This is a genomic window from Parendozoicomonas sp. 2304DJ65-17 (assembly GCF_058148445.1).
This window is the reverse complement of the sequence record NZ_JBYVJV010000016.1, coordinates 1-15,181: the sequence shown is the minus strand read 5'-3', so window position 1 is coordinate 15,181 and position 15,181 is coordinate 1. Positions and strand designations below refer to the sequence as shown.

General features: G+C 49.2%; 16 protein-coding genes and 1 tRNA gene. 15 read left to right on the top strand and 2 right to left on the bottom strand.

Annotated elements, in window-relative coordinates; genetic code table 11:
- Window positions 1–56 precede the first annotated feature (56 nt).
- Window positions 57–1,388: an OprD family outer membrane porin gene (locus tag ACY2RR_RS23695; RefSeq protein ID WP_490110678.1), complete on the bottom strand. Its 1,332-nt coding sequence runs from the start codon at window positions 1,386–1,388 to the stop codon at window positions 57–59.
- Between the two features lie 324 nt (window positions 1,389–1,712).
- Entirely contained in the window at window positions 1,713–3,068 is a 1,356-nt protein-coding gene (locus ACY2RR_RS23690) for an OprD family outer membrane porin (RefSeq protein WP_490110677.1), read from the bottom strand.
- Window positions 3,069–3,303: 235 nt separating this feature from the next.
- On the opposite strand from ACY2RR_RS23690, the gene ACY2RR_RS23685 reads away from it, so the two are divergent.
- From ACY2RR_RS23685 to ACY2RR_RS23615, 15 genes are all read left to right on the top strand, one after another.
- Complete coding sequence (locus ACY2RR_RS23685; protein WP_490110676.1) at window positions 3,304–3,576, top strand: FmdB family zinc ribbon protein; 273 nt, start codon at window positions 3,304–3,306, stop codon at window positions 3,574–3,576.
- A gap of 70 nt (window positions 3,577–3,646) precedes the next feature.
- Window positions 3,647–5,431 (top strand): aspartate--tRNA ligase, encoded by a 1,785-nt coding sequence (gene aspS, locus ACY2RR_RS23680; RefSeq protein WP_490110675.1) that lies wholly within the window; start codon window positions 3,647–3,649, stop codon window positions 5,429–5,431.
- Between the two features lie 178 nt (window positions 5,432–5,609).
- Window positions 5,610–6,356, top strand: a complete 747-nt coding sequence (locus ACY2RR_RS23675; protein ID WP_490110674.1) for a YebC/PmpR family DNA-binding transcriptional regulator — start codon at window positions 5,610–5,612, stop codon at window positions 6,354–6,356.
- Between the two features lie 390 nt (window positions 6,357–6,746).
- On the top strand, window positions 6,747–7,271 hold the full coding sequence (gene ruvC, locus ACY2RR_RS23670; protein ID WP_490110673.1) for a crossover junction endodeoxyribonuclease RuvC: 525 nt from the start codon (window positions 6,747–6,749) through the stop codon (window positions 7,269–7,271).
- 171 nt (window positions 7,272–7,442) lie between these two features.
- Window positions 7,443–8,054 carry a Holliday junction branch migration protein RuvA gene (gene ruvA / locus ACY2RR_RS23665; RefSeq protein WP_490110672.1) on the top strand — a complete coding sequence of 204 codons (612 nt, stop codon included), beginning with the start codon at window positions 7,443–7,445 and terminating at the stop codon, window positions 8,052–8,054.
- A 24-nt stretch (window positions 8,055–8,078) separates the two neighbouring features.
- Window positions 8,079–9,086: a Holliday junction branch migration DNA helicase RuvB gene (gene ruvB, locus ACY2RR_RS23660; RefSeq protein ID WP_490110671.1), complete on the top strand. Its 1,008-nt coding sequence runs from the start codon at window positions 8,079–8,081 to the stop codon at window positions 9,084–9,086.
- Between the two features lie 9 nt (window positions 9,087–9,095).
- The gene (locus ACY2RR_RS23655; RefSeq protein ID WP_490110670.1) at window positions 9,096–9,560 is read left to right on the top strand and encodes an outer membrane lipoprotein; all 465 of its coding nucleotides are present in this window, start codon (window positions 9,096–9,098) and stop codon (window positions 9,558–9,560) included.
- Between the two features lie 150 nt (window positions 9,561–9,710).
- A complete protein-coding gene (gene ybgC / locus ACY2RR_RS23650) occupies window positions 9,711–10,133 on the top strand; it encodes a tol-pal system-associated acyl-CoA thioesterase (protein ID WP_490110669.1) in 423 nt (140 codons plus the stop codon).
- A 40-nt stretch (window positions 10,134–10,173) separates the two neighbouring features.
- On the top strand, window positions 10,174–10,881 hold the full coding sequence (gene tolQ, locus ACY2RR_RS23645; protein WP_490110668.1) for a protein TolQ: 708 nt from the start codon (window positions 10,174–10,176) through the stop codon (window positions 10,879–10,881).
- Between the two features lie 2 nt (window positions 10,882–10,883).
- Window positions 10,884–11,315, top strand: coding sequence for a protein TolR (tolR, locus tag ACY2RR_RS23640; protein WP_490110667.1), 432 nt, complete (start codon window positions 10,884–10,886; stop codon window positions 11,313–11,315).
- A 2-nt stretch (window positions 11,316–11,317) separates the two neighbouring features.
- Window positions 11,318–12,136 (top strand): cell envelope integrity protein TolA, encoded by an 819-nt coding sequence (gene tolA / locus ACY2RR_RS23635; RefSeq protein ID WP_490110666.1) that lies wholly within the window; start codon window positions 11,318–11,320, stop codon window positions 12,134–12,136.
- Window positions 12,133–13,446 (top strand): Tol-Pal system beta propeller repeat protein TolB, encoded by a 1,314-nt coding sequence (gene tolB, locus ACY2RR_RS23630; RefSeq protein WP_490110665.1) that lies wholly within the window; start codon window positions 12,133–12,135, stop codon window positions 13,444–13,446. Before tolA ends, tolB begins: the two co-directional genes overlap by 4 nt.
- Before the next feature lie 115 nt (window positions 13,447–13,561).
- The gene (locus ACY2RR_RS23625) at window positions 13,562–14,128 is read left to right on the top strand and encodes an OmpA family protein (RefSeq protein WP_490110664.1); all 567 of its coding nucleotides are present in this window, start codon (window positions 13,562–13,564) and stop codon (window positions 14,126–14,128) included.
- Window positions 14,129–14,134: 6 nt separating this feature from the next.
- Entirely contained in the window at window positions 14,135–14,971 is an 837-nt protein-coding gene (gene ybgF, locus ACY2RR_RS23620; RefSeq protein WP_490110663.1) for a tol-pal system protein YbgF, read from the top strand.
- A 135-nt stretch (window positions 14,972–15,106) separates the two neighbouring features.
- A tRNA-Lys gene (locus tag ACY2RR_RS23615) sits at window positions 15,107–15,179 on the top strand.
- Window positions 15,180–15,181 lie beyond the last annotated feature (2 nt).

The window sequence follows — 15,181 nt, the reverse complement described above, 5'->3', positions numbered from 1 at the left end:
AAAAAAAAGAACCGCTATAAAAATAGCGGTTCACAGGTTATTTTCAGGTTGTATCTTTAGAATACAGCCAGATCATAGGTTATAAGAATGCGGGAGTCCTTGGTGGTTTTGTCGTCAGCCTTGGCTTTTGCATCATACTCGTATTTTGCGTGACGCAGAGTAACAGTTAAGCCATCCATCTGTGGGACTGCATAATCGAGGCGAACATTGTACTCGCTGGTATCAACATCACTGGCAGAGCCTGAGTTGTCAATTTCACCATCTACATACAGAGCGGAAGCACTTAAGCCCTCGATCATATCCGAGAAGTCATAACCAACTTTGATCTTGTAGGAGGTCTCGTTGGCGTTATAGAAGTCATCAATCTGAACAGCGTTGTAACCATTAAAGCCTGTGGAGTCTTCCCCGCCGCGCCATGGTGTGCCAGCATCAGCCCAGCCGCCTTTGGCATCGCCGATGTCTGTCATGCTCAGACTTGCACTGAGATTCGAATAGTTGATGCCAGCCGTTAATCCAAACCAGTCGATATTGTCTTTTTCGCCCTGGGATTTGAGGATCTGGTGGCGCTTGTTGAGACCTATAGCAGTGATTTTTCCATATTGTCCGCCAAGGTTGATAGATGTCATCCGGTCGACTTTGAAGGTGTAGCTTGCATCGGTATAAAGTGCGGTAGCAAAGTCGTCTTGCTTGCCATAGGCAAGGCCAAGGCTTAATCCGCTATCCGAATAAGAAATACCAACAGTTTTCACATCTTCTTTTTTATCGGAGACCAGCACGTCTCCATCGTCGATTCCGCCATTCCCGTTAGAATCTCTTCTTACGAAAAGTGCGTAGTCTTCATAGCCGGACTGGTCGCGTTTATTGCCTGCCTTGGCAACAGCACCATAAACGGTAAAGCCTTCCATGGAGTAATCAGCATAGAAACCTTCAGTAGTGCTGGGCAGGGAGCGAGAGTCGTTTTCGTTAAGCAGTGGTGTATCCATGATCATGCGACCATATTTGGCCACACCACTATCAAACAGATTGATTTTGACAGCGCCAAAGTTCTTGCCATAGCTATGGCCTTTGTTTTTGCCGCCTTTTTGAAGAAGGTTGTTGGCTGTAGATGTACCAGCGCTTTCTGTGAGTTTGAGAGCGTAGTGAGAGCTGAAATCAACGCCAACAATATTGGCGACGTATCCTGATTTAAAATCGGCTCTAATGGCTTGAACCCAGGATTTGTCTTTATCAGATTTGGCTGTGCCGCTTTTCACATCCTTATTCATGTAGTAGTTCCGAAAATGAATATTCAGGGAACTATCATCCATAAATTGCTCGGCTTGAGCGGAAGTAGCAGTCATAGCTGCAACAATGGCTACGCTTAACGCGCTTTTTGTTAGCACTTTCATTATTACACCAGCTCCTTGGGTGTCGTTGTTTCTGGTTTTGCTTTTTATGGCAATCACCAAAACACATTGCTTCTAATCCTTAGAAACTTCTGACAACAGCGTGAAGCAAACGGCGTGCCTCCCCGGGCAACCGCACATAAAACGCATGTGCACTTTCATTGTTCAATAGGTTTTCAGGAAATGCAACATAAAGAAGAAAGGTATTTTTATAATAAATATTCTTGTTTTATAGTGGGTTTTATAAATTACCAGACACCGGTTTGCTAATTTAATAAGGTCAGTGTCTGGTCTCTTGGTTTGAATAAGTCTCTTGAAAGAGTTTATTTAAATGAGTGGGATGGTGTAATCAACAATCAGGCGATTCTCATCTATAGAGTTGCCTTTGGTTGCACTTCTTACAGTGGCATTTCTCCAGGTGATCGCTAATCCCTCCAAGGCACCATTCTTGAATGTGTAGCGCAGATCGGTATTGCGTTCCCATTCATTCACTTTCTTGGTTTCTTTAAACTCACCGGTTACATAACGAGCCATAATGCTGAGTCCGGGAACGCCCCAGTTATCAAAAGAGTAATCAACCCGGCCTTGCCATGATTTTTCGTCTTTCTTATTAAAATCAAGATATTGCACGGCATTCCAGGTGATTAAGCCGTTGTCGTCATGGCGGCAGCCATCCCAGCAATAATCAAAGGTGTCACCAATAACGCTCTGGAATGAGAGTGTGAAAGCCAGGTTGTCGAACGAGAGGCGTGAAGCCAGGTTCCAGAGTTTGCTATCCAGCTTCCCATCGTAATAACGACCATCATCTTTGCTGGTTTGATAGTAACCATCAAGCAGCAAAGTGGTTTTGCTGCCCAGATCCAGAGTGTAAGAACCATTTAAAAAGTTCTGCTTGATATATTTGTCCGCTTTACCGGTAGCGGCATGGAAAGCCAGGCCGTTATCCAGAGCAACAGAAGCTCCAAGAATGCCAACATTCCAGGTGTCACCATTGGCATTCTTATAGGAGTGGAAACCAGATTCGGTTTTACCAGAGGCTTTATCAGAGAAAAGGCCGTAAAAACCTAAACCGTAAACATCCAGTTCTGCCAGAATGGCTTGTGTGCTGGATGGGGTGGTACGTGCATCGCTGTCATTAAGGAGTGGAGTGTCCAGAACCATACGGCCAGCTTTCAGGTGGGCATTGAGCTGGTCATCGCCAAACCGGGCCTTTAGATAGGCTTGGCCGAGTTTGTCGTAGCTTTCCTGGTCTGCCACGACTTTGCCGTTTTTCACTTTGGATGATTTTTGCCTCAGGGCTCCGGAACCAAACTTATCGTCTTCCCCAATAAGTTTTAATGCACCAAACCAGGAAGCATCAAAGCCGATGATGTCTGCAAAATACCCTGATTGCAGGTCAACCCGTGCACCCTGAGCCCAGCTTTCCGCAGAGCCGGGTAATGTGTTGCTACCATTTTTTCTTTTATCTTTAAAATCACGGTTGAAGTAGAAGTTGCGCAGGCCGAGATCAACTGTTGTTTCATTCACCATATGGGTGAGCATATCGGTCATGTTGTCCGGCTGCTTGGCGATTTCCTGTTGTTCACGGCTCAAAGCAGGTTGTGCAGCCAATCCTGATGCGAGAGTGATGGCTGCCAGCCGAATTGCTGTTCCACCCTGACTTACCGTCGCTTTTGTTAGCATTGTGGTTCTACTCCAGTTCATTCCGATGATCTTGCAGATCGTGCAGGCTATGAAATAGACAATGACTGTAGTTTGTGCAAATTCGCTATGGGTTATCCGCATGTTTTGGTGGCGGAAATGTTGAGGGTGTGGTTAATCTGATGGCCTATGGGAGCAAAACAGTGATGACAATCCCTGTTTCCCTTGTGATAATGCCCGGTCATTTTAGAGAACAGGCTTTTTGGGCGCTTAATTCATGCCTATATATGAGTATCTTTGTCAGGATTGTGGGGGCTCCCACGAGGCTATCCAGAAATTCAGTGATGCGCCTCTGACCGATTGTCCCCACTGTGGCAAGCCAGAACTTAAGAAGCAGATCTCTGCTCCGTCCTTTCGCTTGAAAGGTGGTGGCTGGTATGAGACCGACTTTAAAGGCAAGCAGAAGAAAAATCTGGCAACAACCGATAATCATTGTCCTAGTAAAGATACCAAGAGCGGCTGCGGTTCCTGCGCGGCAACCAGCGATTGAACCTGAGATTGGGATTAGAAAAAGTCAGGCCCGGCATTAGCCGGCATCAAGCAAGAGTTCGAGGTTAACCATGCGCAGCCATTATTGTGGCGATCTGAATCTGGGCCATAACGGCGAAACTGTAACACTGTGTGGTTGGGTGCATCGCCGCCGTGACCATGGTGGGGTTATCTTCCTCGATCTGCGGGATCGGGAAGGTATTGCCCAGGTCGTTATTGATCCGGATACCGAAGAAGCTTTCGCGCTGGCAGACAAAGCCCGTAGCGAATACGTACTGAAAATCACCGGCTTGGTACGCCCCCGTCCGGAGGGTACCATCAATCCCAATATGTCCACCGGTGAGATCGAAGTGCTGGGCAAAGAGGTAGAAATCCTGAATGGTGCGCAGACTCCTCCGTTCCAGTTGGATGGCTACACCGATGTAGGTGAAGATGTTCGTCTGCGTTACCGCTACATGGATCTCCGTCGCCCGGAGATGCAGGAAAAGCTGATTATGCGCAGTAAGGCCACTCGCCTGGTGCGTAACTATCTGGAAGGCAAGGGCTTCCTGGATATTGAAACCCCTGTACTGACCCGAGCTACTCCGGAAGGTGCCCGTGATTACCTGGTTCCAAGCCGTGTACACCAGGGTTCTTTCTATGCACTGCCTCAGTCCCCTCAGTTGTTCAAGCAGCTGCTGATGGTGTCCGGCTTTGACCGTTACTACCAGATTGTTAAGTGCTTCCGTGACGAAGATCTGCGTGCAGAGCGTCAGCCAGAGTTTACCCAGATTGATATCGAAACCTCTTTCATGAGCGAAGAAGAGGTTATGGGTACCACTGAAGAGATGGTTACCAAAATGTTCAGCGAACTGCTGAATGTCGATCTGGGTGAATTCCCGCACATGACCTTTGCTGATGCTATGCGTTTGTATGGTTCTGACAAGCCTGACCTTCGTATTCCGCTGCAGCTGACGGATATTAATGATTTGGTCGCTGAAGTGGACTTCAAAGTTTTCAAGGGGCCTGCTAATGATCCAAAAGGTCGCGTTGCAGCTCTGAAACTGCCGGGTGGTGCTGAGAAGCTGACCCGTAAGCAGATTGATGACTACGGCAAATATGTTGGTAACTACGGCGCGAAAGGTCTGGCCTGGATCAAGGTCAACTCTCTGGAAAATGGTGTTGAAGGCCTGCAGTCTCCAATCCTGAAGTTCTTGGGCGAAGAAGTTGCCATGAACATCATGGATCGTCTGGAAGCCAAGAATGGCGATATCGTCTTCTTTGGCGCAGACAGTGCTACTGTTGTTAACGATGCTTTGGGCGCACTGCGCTGCAAGCTGGGTGCAGATCTTGATCTGTACACCTGTGAATGGGCACCTCTGTGGGTTGTTGACTTCCCAATGTTTGAAGAAAACAGCCAGGGCGGCCTGACAGCCCTGCACCACCCATTCACCGCGCCAACCTGCACACCAGAAGAGCTGGAAGCGAATCCTGAAGCCGCTCTGTCCCGTGCTTACGATATGGTTATCAACGGTTATGAAGTAGGCGGTGGTTCCGTCCGTATTCATAAAGAAGATATGCAGCAGGCGGTTTTCCGTGTGCTGAGCATCCAGGAAGAAGAGCAGCGCGAGAAGTTCGGCTTCCTGCTGGATGCCCTGAAGTTTGGTGCGCCACCACACGCGGGACTGGCCTTTGGTCTGGATCGCCTGTGCATGCTGCTGTCCGGAACTGACAATATTCGTGAAGTTATTGCCTTCCCGAAAACTCAGTCTGCCGCTTGCCAGCTGACTCAGGCTCCAAGCCCGGTTGATCAGCAGCAGCTTCATGATCTGAATATTCGTATTCGTCGTGATGCAGCGTCTGCGACCAGTCATTAAAGGCGCGACTAGCCACTAAACGTTAGGTTAAGTGATGAAGCCGGAGATGGTGTGAACTGTCTCCGGCTTTTTAATTTGTGTTTTTGTATTGTGAGATTGGCCTGTTCTTGCGCTCTGTCTAGGCTGTACGCCGTGATCGCGATATAATGATTGTTTTTCGTATTTTCGAGGATTGCCGATGGCCGGTCATAGTAAATGGGCCAACATCAAGCATCGCAAGGCTGCGCAGGATGCCAAGCGAGGCAAGATTTTTACCAAACTTATCCGTGAGCTTGTTGTTGCTGCCAAAATTGGCGGCGGCAATGTTGAGGATAACCCTCGTCTGCGTGCGGCTGTTGATAAGGCGCTGGGTGCCAACATGACCCGCGACACTATCAACCGTGCGATCGCCCGTGGTGCTGGTGGTGATGATGATTCCAATATGGATGAAATCACCTACGAAGGTTACGGTCCTGGTGGTGTGGCTGTACTGGTTGAGTGTCTGAGTGACAACCGTAACCGTACAGTATCCGAAGTGCGTCACGCGTTTTCCAAGCACGGTGGCAATCTGGGAACTGATGGTTCTGTCGCCTACCTGTTCGAAAAGAAAGGTCAAATCTTCTTTGAGCCAGGCGCAGATGAAGAGCAGGTGATGGACGCCGCTCTGGAAGCCGGTGCTGAAGACGTTGTCACTAACGACGACGGTTCCATTGAGGTGCTGACCGAGTGGACTGAGTTCATGTCAGTCAAAGACGCTCTGGAAGCGGCTGGTCTGAAGCCTGCTGGTGGTGAAGTGGCTATGATCGCTTCTACCAAGGCAGAGCTGGATGTTGCCGGTGCAGAAAAAGTTCTGAAGCTGATCGACCGTCTTGAAGATCTGGATGATGTTCAGGAGGTTTACACTAACGCAGATATCTCTGCTGAAGTGATGGAGCAGCTGGGCTGATAGTCTTTCCGGCTTTTTACTGTTTGGTAAAAAGCCGGGAATTTGTTTTTTGTAGAGTTCCTGTCTCGATCCTTTCTGTATTCTTCGCTTTCATAAAACATTAACCCCCAGTGTGATAATAAAAAGAATAACAGTCATGGCTGTGACAACGGCCAGTGGTGTCAACCATTCCTTCATGACCTGCAAGCCTCTAATGCATTGCCTGTAAGTGATGCCGATAGCTTAATCCTTGCCAGCTAAAACGCCTGTTGCTTTTGGTTACAGCTTATCTGTGCTTTGTAAGTTGTTTTTCCTGTCGTGCTTCACACATCGCAAAATACCTGTAAAAATAAACAGTATTACTGTTTGCTAAAAACCATCTTTTTAGCTGAGGGCTGTTTAAGTAAAGGCATGGCGATCATTCTAGGTATTGACCCGGGGTCTCGAATAACCGGTTATGGTGTGATCAATCATAACGGGCAAACTATTGAGTATGTTGACTCTGGCTGTATTCGTATTCAGCCAGGGGAGCTGCCTGAGCGTTTGAAGCAGGTGTACGATGGTATTGATCAGGTGATTGCAGCCTGGTCGCCACAGATGGTGGGCATTGAGCAGGTGTTTATGGCCAAGAATGCGGATTCTGCTCTGAAGCTTGGTCAGGCTCGTGGTGCGGCCATTGTTGCGGCAATGAATAACAATTTGCCTGTTAGTGAGTATTCTGCCCGTCAGGTGAAACAGGCTGTGGTGGGTACTGGTTCTGCGGATAAGGAACAGGTGCAGCATATGGTGATGTCTATGTTGCGACTGAATCGTAAACCTCAGGCGGATGCGGCGGATGCTTTGGCGGTGGCTTTGTGTCACGCTCATACCCGGCAGGGTTTGATAGGTATGGCGAGTACTGGTGGGCGTCGGATTGCTCGTGGTCGTTTGCGTTAAGTTTTATCGAGAATTGAAGTAGAACCTGAAATTGTATTGCTGTTTCCGCTCCTTCAGACCAACCATGGTCTGGGTCGCTCTCAGGCCATCCTAGCCTTTGAATCAGCAATACAACCTCAGGTTTTCAGCATTTGAGTTTTACCTCCTTCCTACTTGGGAGAGTGTGGGAATATGATTGGAAGACTGCGCGGTATATTGATTGAAAAAAATCCACCTCAACTGCTGTTGGATGTGAATGGCGTTGGCTATGAGGTGGAAGCTCCCATGAGCACTTTCTATCGCCTGCCGGAAGTGGGTGTGGAAACCACTCTGGTGACACACTTTGTGGTTCGGGAAGATGCGCAGTTGCTTTATGGCTTTGCAGATAAAAGTGAGCGACAACTGTTCCGTACACTTATTCGGGTAAATGGTGTTGGGCCAAAGCTGGCGTTGGCAATTCTTTCCGGTATGGAAGCGGAAATTTTTGCTCGCAGCGTTCATGAGCAAGATGCCTCCATGCTTACACGTATTCCTGGTGTTGGTAAGAAAACTGCGGAACGCTTAATTGTTGAGATGAAGGATCGTCTGGATGAGTGGCAATCAGCCTTGGCTCCTCTGGAAATGGCTGCGGCTGGTAAACCTGCTGCTGTAACACCGCGCCATGATCCTGTTCAGGATGCGGTTAGTGCACTGGTTGCTCTTGGGTATCGTCCGCAGGAGGCCAGTAAGGCCATTTCTGCGGTTCAGGATGAATCTTTAGGTACTGATGAGTTGATTCGTCAGGCTCTCAAGGCGATGGTGTAAGCAGGAGCAGGCAGGAAAGCGAACATGATAGAGAGTGACCGACTGATTTCGGCGCAGGAAGCGCCACTCGAAGATCGCGTTGATCGTGCGATTCGCCCGGACAAACTGGATGACTATATTGGTCAGCCGGCAGTGCGGGAGCAGATGGAGATTTTTATTCAGGCTGCCCGTCTGCGTCAGGATGCTTTGGATCACACGTTAGTATTTGGTCCGCCGGGTTTGGGTAAAACCACGCTGGCTAATATTCTGGCCAACGAGATGGGAGTAAACCTGCGTTCTACCTCTGGACCAGTGTTGGAAAAGGCCGGTGATCTTGCTGCCATGCTGACCAATCTTGAGCCTCACGATATTCTCTTTATTGATGAAATTCATCGCCTCAGCCCGGTGGTTGAAGAAGTGTTGTATCCAGCCATGGAAGATTACCAACTGGATATTATGATCGGCGAAGGTCCTGCTGCTCGTTCTATCAAGCTTGACCTCCCACCTTTTACTCTTGTTGGGGCAACGACTCGTGCGGGGTTACTGACTTCTCCACTTCGTGACCGCTTCGGTATTGTTCAAAGACTGGAGTTTTACAGCGTTGCTGACTTGACGACCATCGTTCAACGTTCCGCAAAGATCCTTGGTATGGATATGGGAATAGAGGGGGCTGGAGAGGTCGCCCGCCGTGCCCGTGGTACACCACGAATTGCTAACCGTTTGTTGCGACGGGTACGGGATTTTGCAGAAGTGCGTGCGAACGGTAAGGTGACAGGTGAGGTGGCTGATGCCGCTCTGAATATGCTTGATGTGGATAATCAGGGCTTTGACCATATGGATCGTCGTTTGTTACTGGCGATGATTGAAAAATTTGATGGCGGCCCGGTTGGGGTCGACAGCATTGCTGCTGCCATTGGCGAAGAGCGGGATACTATTGAAGATGTTCTTGAGCCCTATTTGATCCAGCAAGGCTATCTTATGCGCACGCCTCGCGGGCGGGTGGTTACCCGCCACGCTTATGAGCACTTTGGACTTTCATTCGGTGGTGAGTAAAAAACTGTCATGATCAAGAAATATTTATTGCCTATTGTCGTTGCCAGCACTTTTGTTCTGGCTGGTTGCCAGTCAAGCCAGACTTCCAATGTCTATTCCCAGAGCGAAGCTCGTACGATTCAGACAATACAGGAAGGCACCATTATTGAGCTCAAGGCTGTGACTCTTGAAGGGAGTCAAAGTGGTCTTGGTGGTATTGCCGGTGGTGCAGTTGGTGGTATTGCTGCCAGTGGCATTGGTGGCGGGCATGGCAGTGATATAGCGGCTATTGGTGGCGCTGTTCTTGGTGGTCTTCTCGGGAATATGGCTGAAGAGAAAGCAACCCGTAAGCAGGGCGTGAATATCACCATTCGCCTGACTAGCGGGCAGTTGATCTCTGTCGTACAGGAAGTGGATCCGAATATGGTGTTCCAGAATGGCGAGCATGTGCGTATTTATTCACAGAATGGTACCAGTCGCGTTGTTCCCATGTGACCTGATGTTTAACAGTTCAAGAAATTAAGACATTTTGTAGATGTATCATTTTGTATAGATGGCACTACAAAATGATTTTCCGTGGTATAACGCCTGTCAGGGGTTCGTTTTTCTGTTTTCACTGAACCCTTTTCAAGCAGAGGTGTGGCTGTGGCTGATAACGTTTTTAACTGGCCGGTGCGTGTTTATTATGAAGATACCGATGCCGGCGGTATTGTTTACTACGTTAATTATCTGAAGTTTATGGAGCGTGCCCGGACAGAATATCTGCGCAGTCTTGGGTTCGATCAGCAAGCACTGATGCATGACGGCATCCTGTTTGTTGTGCGCAATACCTCGGTTGATTATCTCAAGCCTGCCAAACTGGATGATGCTTTGAATGTAACAGTTAGCCTGTCCCGTCGCGGGCGTGCTGGCTTTGATATGATTCAGTCTATCTGGCGTGGTGAAGAGAAACTCTGTGAAGGTAAAGTTGCCATTGCCTGTGTCAGTGCCAACAGTCTTCGTCCGGTCGGGTTGCCGGTCAACGTGCGTCAAGCGATGCTGTTATCATCGCAGGATGTAAAATCCTGAAATTTTTTTGCTTTAAACGAATCGGGCAAGTGAGGAAAGAGTGGCAGAAGGTACATCAATGTGGGCGCTGGTGCTGAATGCCGGCTGGGTAGTTCAGTTTGTGCTGGTGATGCTGCTGGCGGCCTCGGTGGTGTCCTGGGTGTTTATTGTCCAGCGCGCTATTGTTCTGCGTAATGCACGTCAGTCAGCGGTCACCTTTGAAGATCGTTTCTGGTCTGGCATGGATCTCGGCAAACTTTACCGGGAAGTTCATGGTGACAGTGATCCCGATGGTGGTATGGAGCGCATCTTTATGGCCGGCTTTCGGGAGTTCACCCGCCTGCGCGGGCAGGGTGTAGATGCTGATGCTCTGATGGATGGTGTGCAGCGCTCTATGCGTGTAGCCGTTACCCGCGAGCAGGAAAACCTTGAAGCTCATCTGCCATTTTTGGCAACTGTTGGTTCAACCGGCCCGTATGTGGGTTTGTTTGGTACCGTTGTCGGGGTAATGAACTCTTTTCGCGGACTGGCTAATGTTCAACAAACGACTTTGGCTGCTGTTGCGCCCGGTATTGCCGAAGCGCTTGTAACTACAGCCGTTGGTCTGGTTGCCGCGATTCCTGCCGTTGTCGCTTATAACCGATTCAATTCCCGTGTTGAGCAGCTGCTCACCAGCTACGAAACCTTCGCAGAAGAGTTTTCCAGCATTCTGCACCGTCAGGTTCATGCTCAGGTTGTGCAGTCTGCTGACAAGCGCGGGGAGAGCTGATCATGGCGCGAGGTGCCGGGCGTCGTAAGCCCATGTCAGAAATCAACATGGTGCCGTTTATCGACATCATGATGGTTATGCTTGTGGCTTTCATGGTGTCGTCCCCCATGTTTACTCAGGGGGTGCAGGTTGATCTGCCAAAAACTGACAGTAAGCCTGTAGAAATTCCCAAGGGTGAAGAGCCGCTGATTGTCTCCATTAAACCGGATGGTTCTTACTATCTGAGCCTTGAATCCACTGGCGACAAACCATTAACTCTGGATGTGCTGACTGACCGGGTCAGCAAAATCAAAAAAGCTCGGCCTTCCACGCTGGTGTTGGTAAAAGGAGATAAGGCTGCCAGTTATGGTGCGGTTGTTGAGGCTATGGCTGTTTTGCAAAAGGCCGGAGTCAGTGATGTTGGCCTGATTACTGAGCCAGGGGAGCTTAACTGAGCGTGAAGGAAAAGTTCTTCTGGCGAATGCTGAACGGTGTCAGAAAAGCCCTGCGAGGGCAGGGAAGTGATGACTGGAAGCTTCCAGTTTTATTCTCGGTGGTATTACACAGTGTTCTGGTGATTGGGCTGTTCATGATTATGCCGTCATCGGAAGAGCGTAAGGTTAACCCCAGCCCCAGTTTTGTATCCGCCCGCATGGTTACCCTTGAGCCTGAGGCTAAACCGAAAGCAAAGCCAAAACCTGTACGCAAAGCTGCTCCTAAACCAAAACCTGTTAAAAAAACGCCTGTTAAAAAAGCTCCACCCAAGCCCAAGGTGGATCAAAAGGCGATTGCTCTGAAACGAAAGCAGGAAGCAGAGCGTAAGCAGAAAGAAAAAGAAGCTGCTGAGCGGGAGAAGCTGCGGAAGGAGCAGGAGCGCCTTGATCAGTTGCAAAAGCAACGTGAACAGGAGATGCTGGCGGCATTGGCCAAAGAGCAACAAGAACGGATGCAGGCCGAGCAGTTAAAAGGTGACCAAGCGGCAGTGGCCACCTATGCCGGTGTGATTAAGAACCTTGTTGAATCGCAATGGTCACGCCCAGCTTCGGCAAAAAGAGGAATGAAAGCTACATTCCGTATAAAGATGTTGCCGACCGGGGAAGTGATCAGTATTTCCATGATTTCCAGTAGTGGTGATGGTGCATTTGATCGTTCTGCATTGCAGGCCATAGAGAAAGCACAACCATTCCGGGAAATTCAGAGTTTGGAAAGCCGGTTGTTTGATAGAGATTTTCGAGAATTCAGATTTGTTTTTGATCCCAGGGATTTGCTGAAATGAGAACGTTGGCGCAGTCTGCTCGATTCGCCCTTTTTGGGTGTTTGCTTCTGTTGGTGAGTCTGGCTCGTGCCGAGCTGACTATTGAGATTACTCAGGGCAATGATCAGGCTGTGCCTGTAGCGGTTGTTCCTTTTTCATGGAATGGCAAAGGCGTTTTGCCTGAAGATATTGCCGGTATTGTGGGTAATGATCTCCGCTTGAGCGGTCAGTTTACACCATTGCCTAATGATCAGTTTCTCGGATTCCCCGCAAAGGCAGATGAAGTTTACTTTGGAGACTGGAAGCGCCTTGGCGCGTCTTATCTGGTGATAGGGCAGGTGAGTGAGCTGCCGAATAATCGCTACAAAGTGAACTACGAGCTGTTTGATGTTCTTGGTAAAAAGTCCGTAGTTCGGGGAGAGGTATCAGGCAATCGTAATCAGCTAAGGTCTGTCGCCCACAATATCAGTGATGCTGTGTACCAGAAAATTACCGGCGTTAGAGGCATGTTCTCTACCCGCATCGTTTATGTTGTTGCCAAGCGTCACAGTGTCGACAGAACAGATTACAAGCTAGTTTATGCGGATATGGACGGCTATCGTGCTGTGCCAGTGCTGCAGTCTAAAGAGCCTATTCTGGCTCCCAGCTGGTCTCCTGATGGGCGTAAGCTGGCTTATGTTTCTTTCGAAACTGGCCGCCCTGCGATCTATATCCAGGAGCTGGCTACCGGTCGTCGTGAGAGGGTTAGTAGTTTCCGTGGATTAAACAGTGCACCAAAATGGTCACCTGATGGCAAAAAAATTGCCATGGTGCTGTCAAAATCCGGCAACCCCGACATCTATGTTCTTGATCTCGCAACCCGTACTCTGACGCAGGTGACACGTCACTTTGCTATGGATAACGAACCTGCCTGGATGCCAGACGGCAAGAGTCTTGTGTTTACTTCCAACCGCGGTGGCTCTGCCCAGTTGTATGAAGTCACCCTTGCAAATGGCAATGTTAAGCGCCTGACCTTTGAAGGTCGCTTTAATGCCCGGGCTCGTGTATTCCCAGATGGCAAGAGTCTTGCCTTCATCCACAAAGGCAAGGGAGACGGATCCTATAATGTGGCTGTTCAGGAGATGGATACCGGACGTATGCGTATTCTGTCGTCTTCACCCTTTGAAGATGCTCCTGATGTATCGCCGAATGGTCGTATGCTGATTTATTCTGCTCAGGGTGGTGATCAGGGCGTACTGGGAATTATTTCTGCTGATGGGCGGGTCAGTTTCCGACTGCCTTCCAGTGAGGGAGATGTGCGCGAACCAGCGTGGTCACCATTTTTGAACTAAAAAGTGCATTTTTTGTTACGTAAGTAAGGGTTCAGCCCTTTGGTGTTCTGGTTTGCCGGGGGTAACTCTGGTACCTTAATTAAGTTTTATTATCATGATGAATCGGGAGTTCAAAATGAAGTTTGCCCATATCGCCAAAGGCGTTGCCACGGGATTGGCCGTACTCTGGCTGGCTGGTTGTGCCTCTAATACCCAGACTTCTGGGTCCGGTGCAGAAGGTGGTGAAGTTGTTGGCGGTAATCAGACTGCTGCTGTAACCACTCCTCTGGTTGATCCAGCTGTTCAGGCTGTGATCGATTCTGGCAAGGTTCAGGGTAGCGCTCAACAGATCGAAGCTCTGCTGAAGCAGGACACTGTTCACTTCGGTTTTGACAGCGACAAGCTCAGCTCTAACGATATCAAAGCTCTGGACGTGCAAGCTGCTTACCTGACCAGCCCTGCTGGCTTGAACAGCAAGCTGGTTATTGAAGGTCATACCGACGAGCGCGGTACCCGTACTTATAACCTGGCACTGGGCGAGCGTCGTGCAAAGGCTGTGAAAAGCTACCTGGCACTGAAAGGTATTTCTGCTTCCCGCGTTGAAGTTGTGAGCTATGGCTTCGAAAAGCCTGTTGATCCTGCACACAACGAAACTGCATGGGCGAAGAACCGTCGCGCTGTTATCGTTCCTGTAGAAGGGTAATCGCGAATGGCGGCAAGGAATGCTTTGCTGGGTCTGGCACTGACTGCTTTTGCTGTTCAGACTTTTGCTGAAACTTCTCCTATTCCGGTGGTGAGCGCTGGTGGTGAGCGTTTACCTGCCGCCAGCGTTGCTCCTGCTTCCAGAGTTACTGCTTCAGCCCCGGTCACCACATTAACTGTGACCGAGAATGTTGCTCAACCTGCAGGTCTGTTGAATCAGATCGAGACACTGCAGCGTGAAGTGATGGAGCTGCGCGGACTGGTAGAAGAGCAGGTTAATGCCATTGATCGTATCCAGAAAGAGAACCGTGACCGGTATCTTGATCTTGATCGACGTATTAGTCAGCTGGCCTCAGGGCAGCAGGCTAATTCTGCAAGTCCTGTAGCGCCTGCAACTACTGATTCAAGTGCCGGTAATACTGCTCCGCTAAATGTTCCGGCAAACTTGGCTGAGGCTGCTGCAGAAAAGGCTGGTGAGGCGTTGTATCAGGATACGTTCCAGTTGATCCGTGATCGCAAGTTTCCTGAAGCAATTGCAGGTTTAAAAACCTATATCGAAAGATATCCATCCGGCACTTATATTGATAATGCTCAATACTGGTTGGGTGAGGTTTACCTTGCTCAGGGTGAACTGAAAGATGCTCAGGCGGCATTTACTCAGCTAGTAGAAAAATACCCCTTCAGCGATAAGCTGGCAGATGCCACCTATAAGCTGGGTCAGGTTTATGATCGCCAGGGAAATCGTGTTAAGGCACGAGAGTATTTGCAGAAGGCGGTAAAAGATTTTCCAGGTAGCTCAGCAGCACGTTTGGCTGATGTTTATCTGAGGAATCTGGAAGGGTAACCTTCAAACTGAATTCCCGATATGTGCAATTTCGCAATTTTCGAAACCTTTTCGGAAAATGCTGGGGTTGCACGTTATCGGCAGTTCTGTAAGATACGCATCGCTCCGGTTGAGAACGCCGGGCAAGCAAAGAGTGGGTCGTTAGCTCAGTTGGTAGAGCAGTTGGCTTTTAACCAATTGGTCGTAGGTTCGAATCCTACACGACCCACC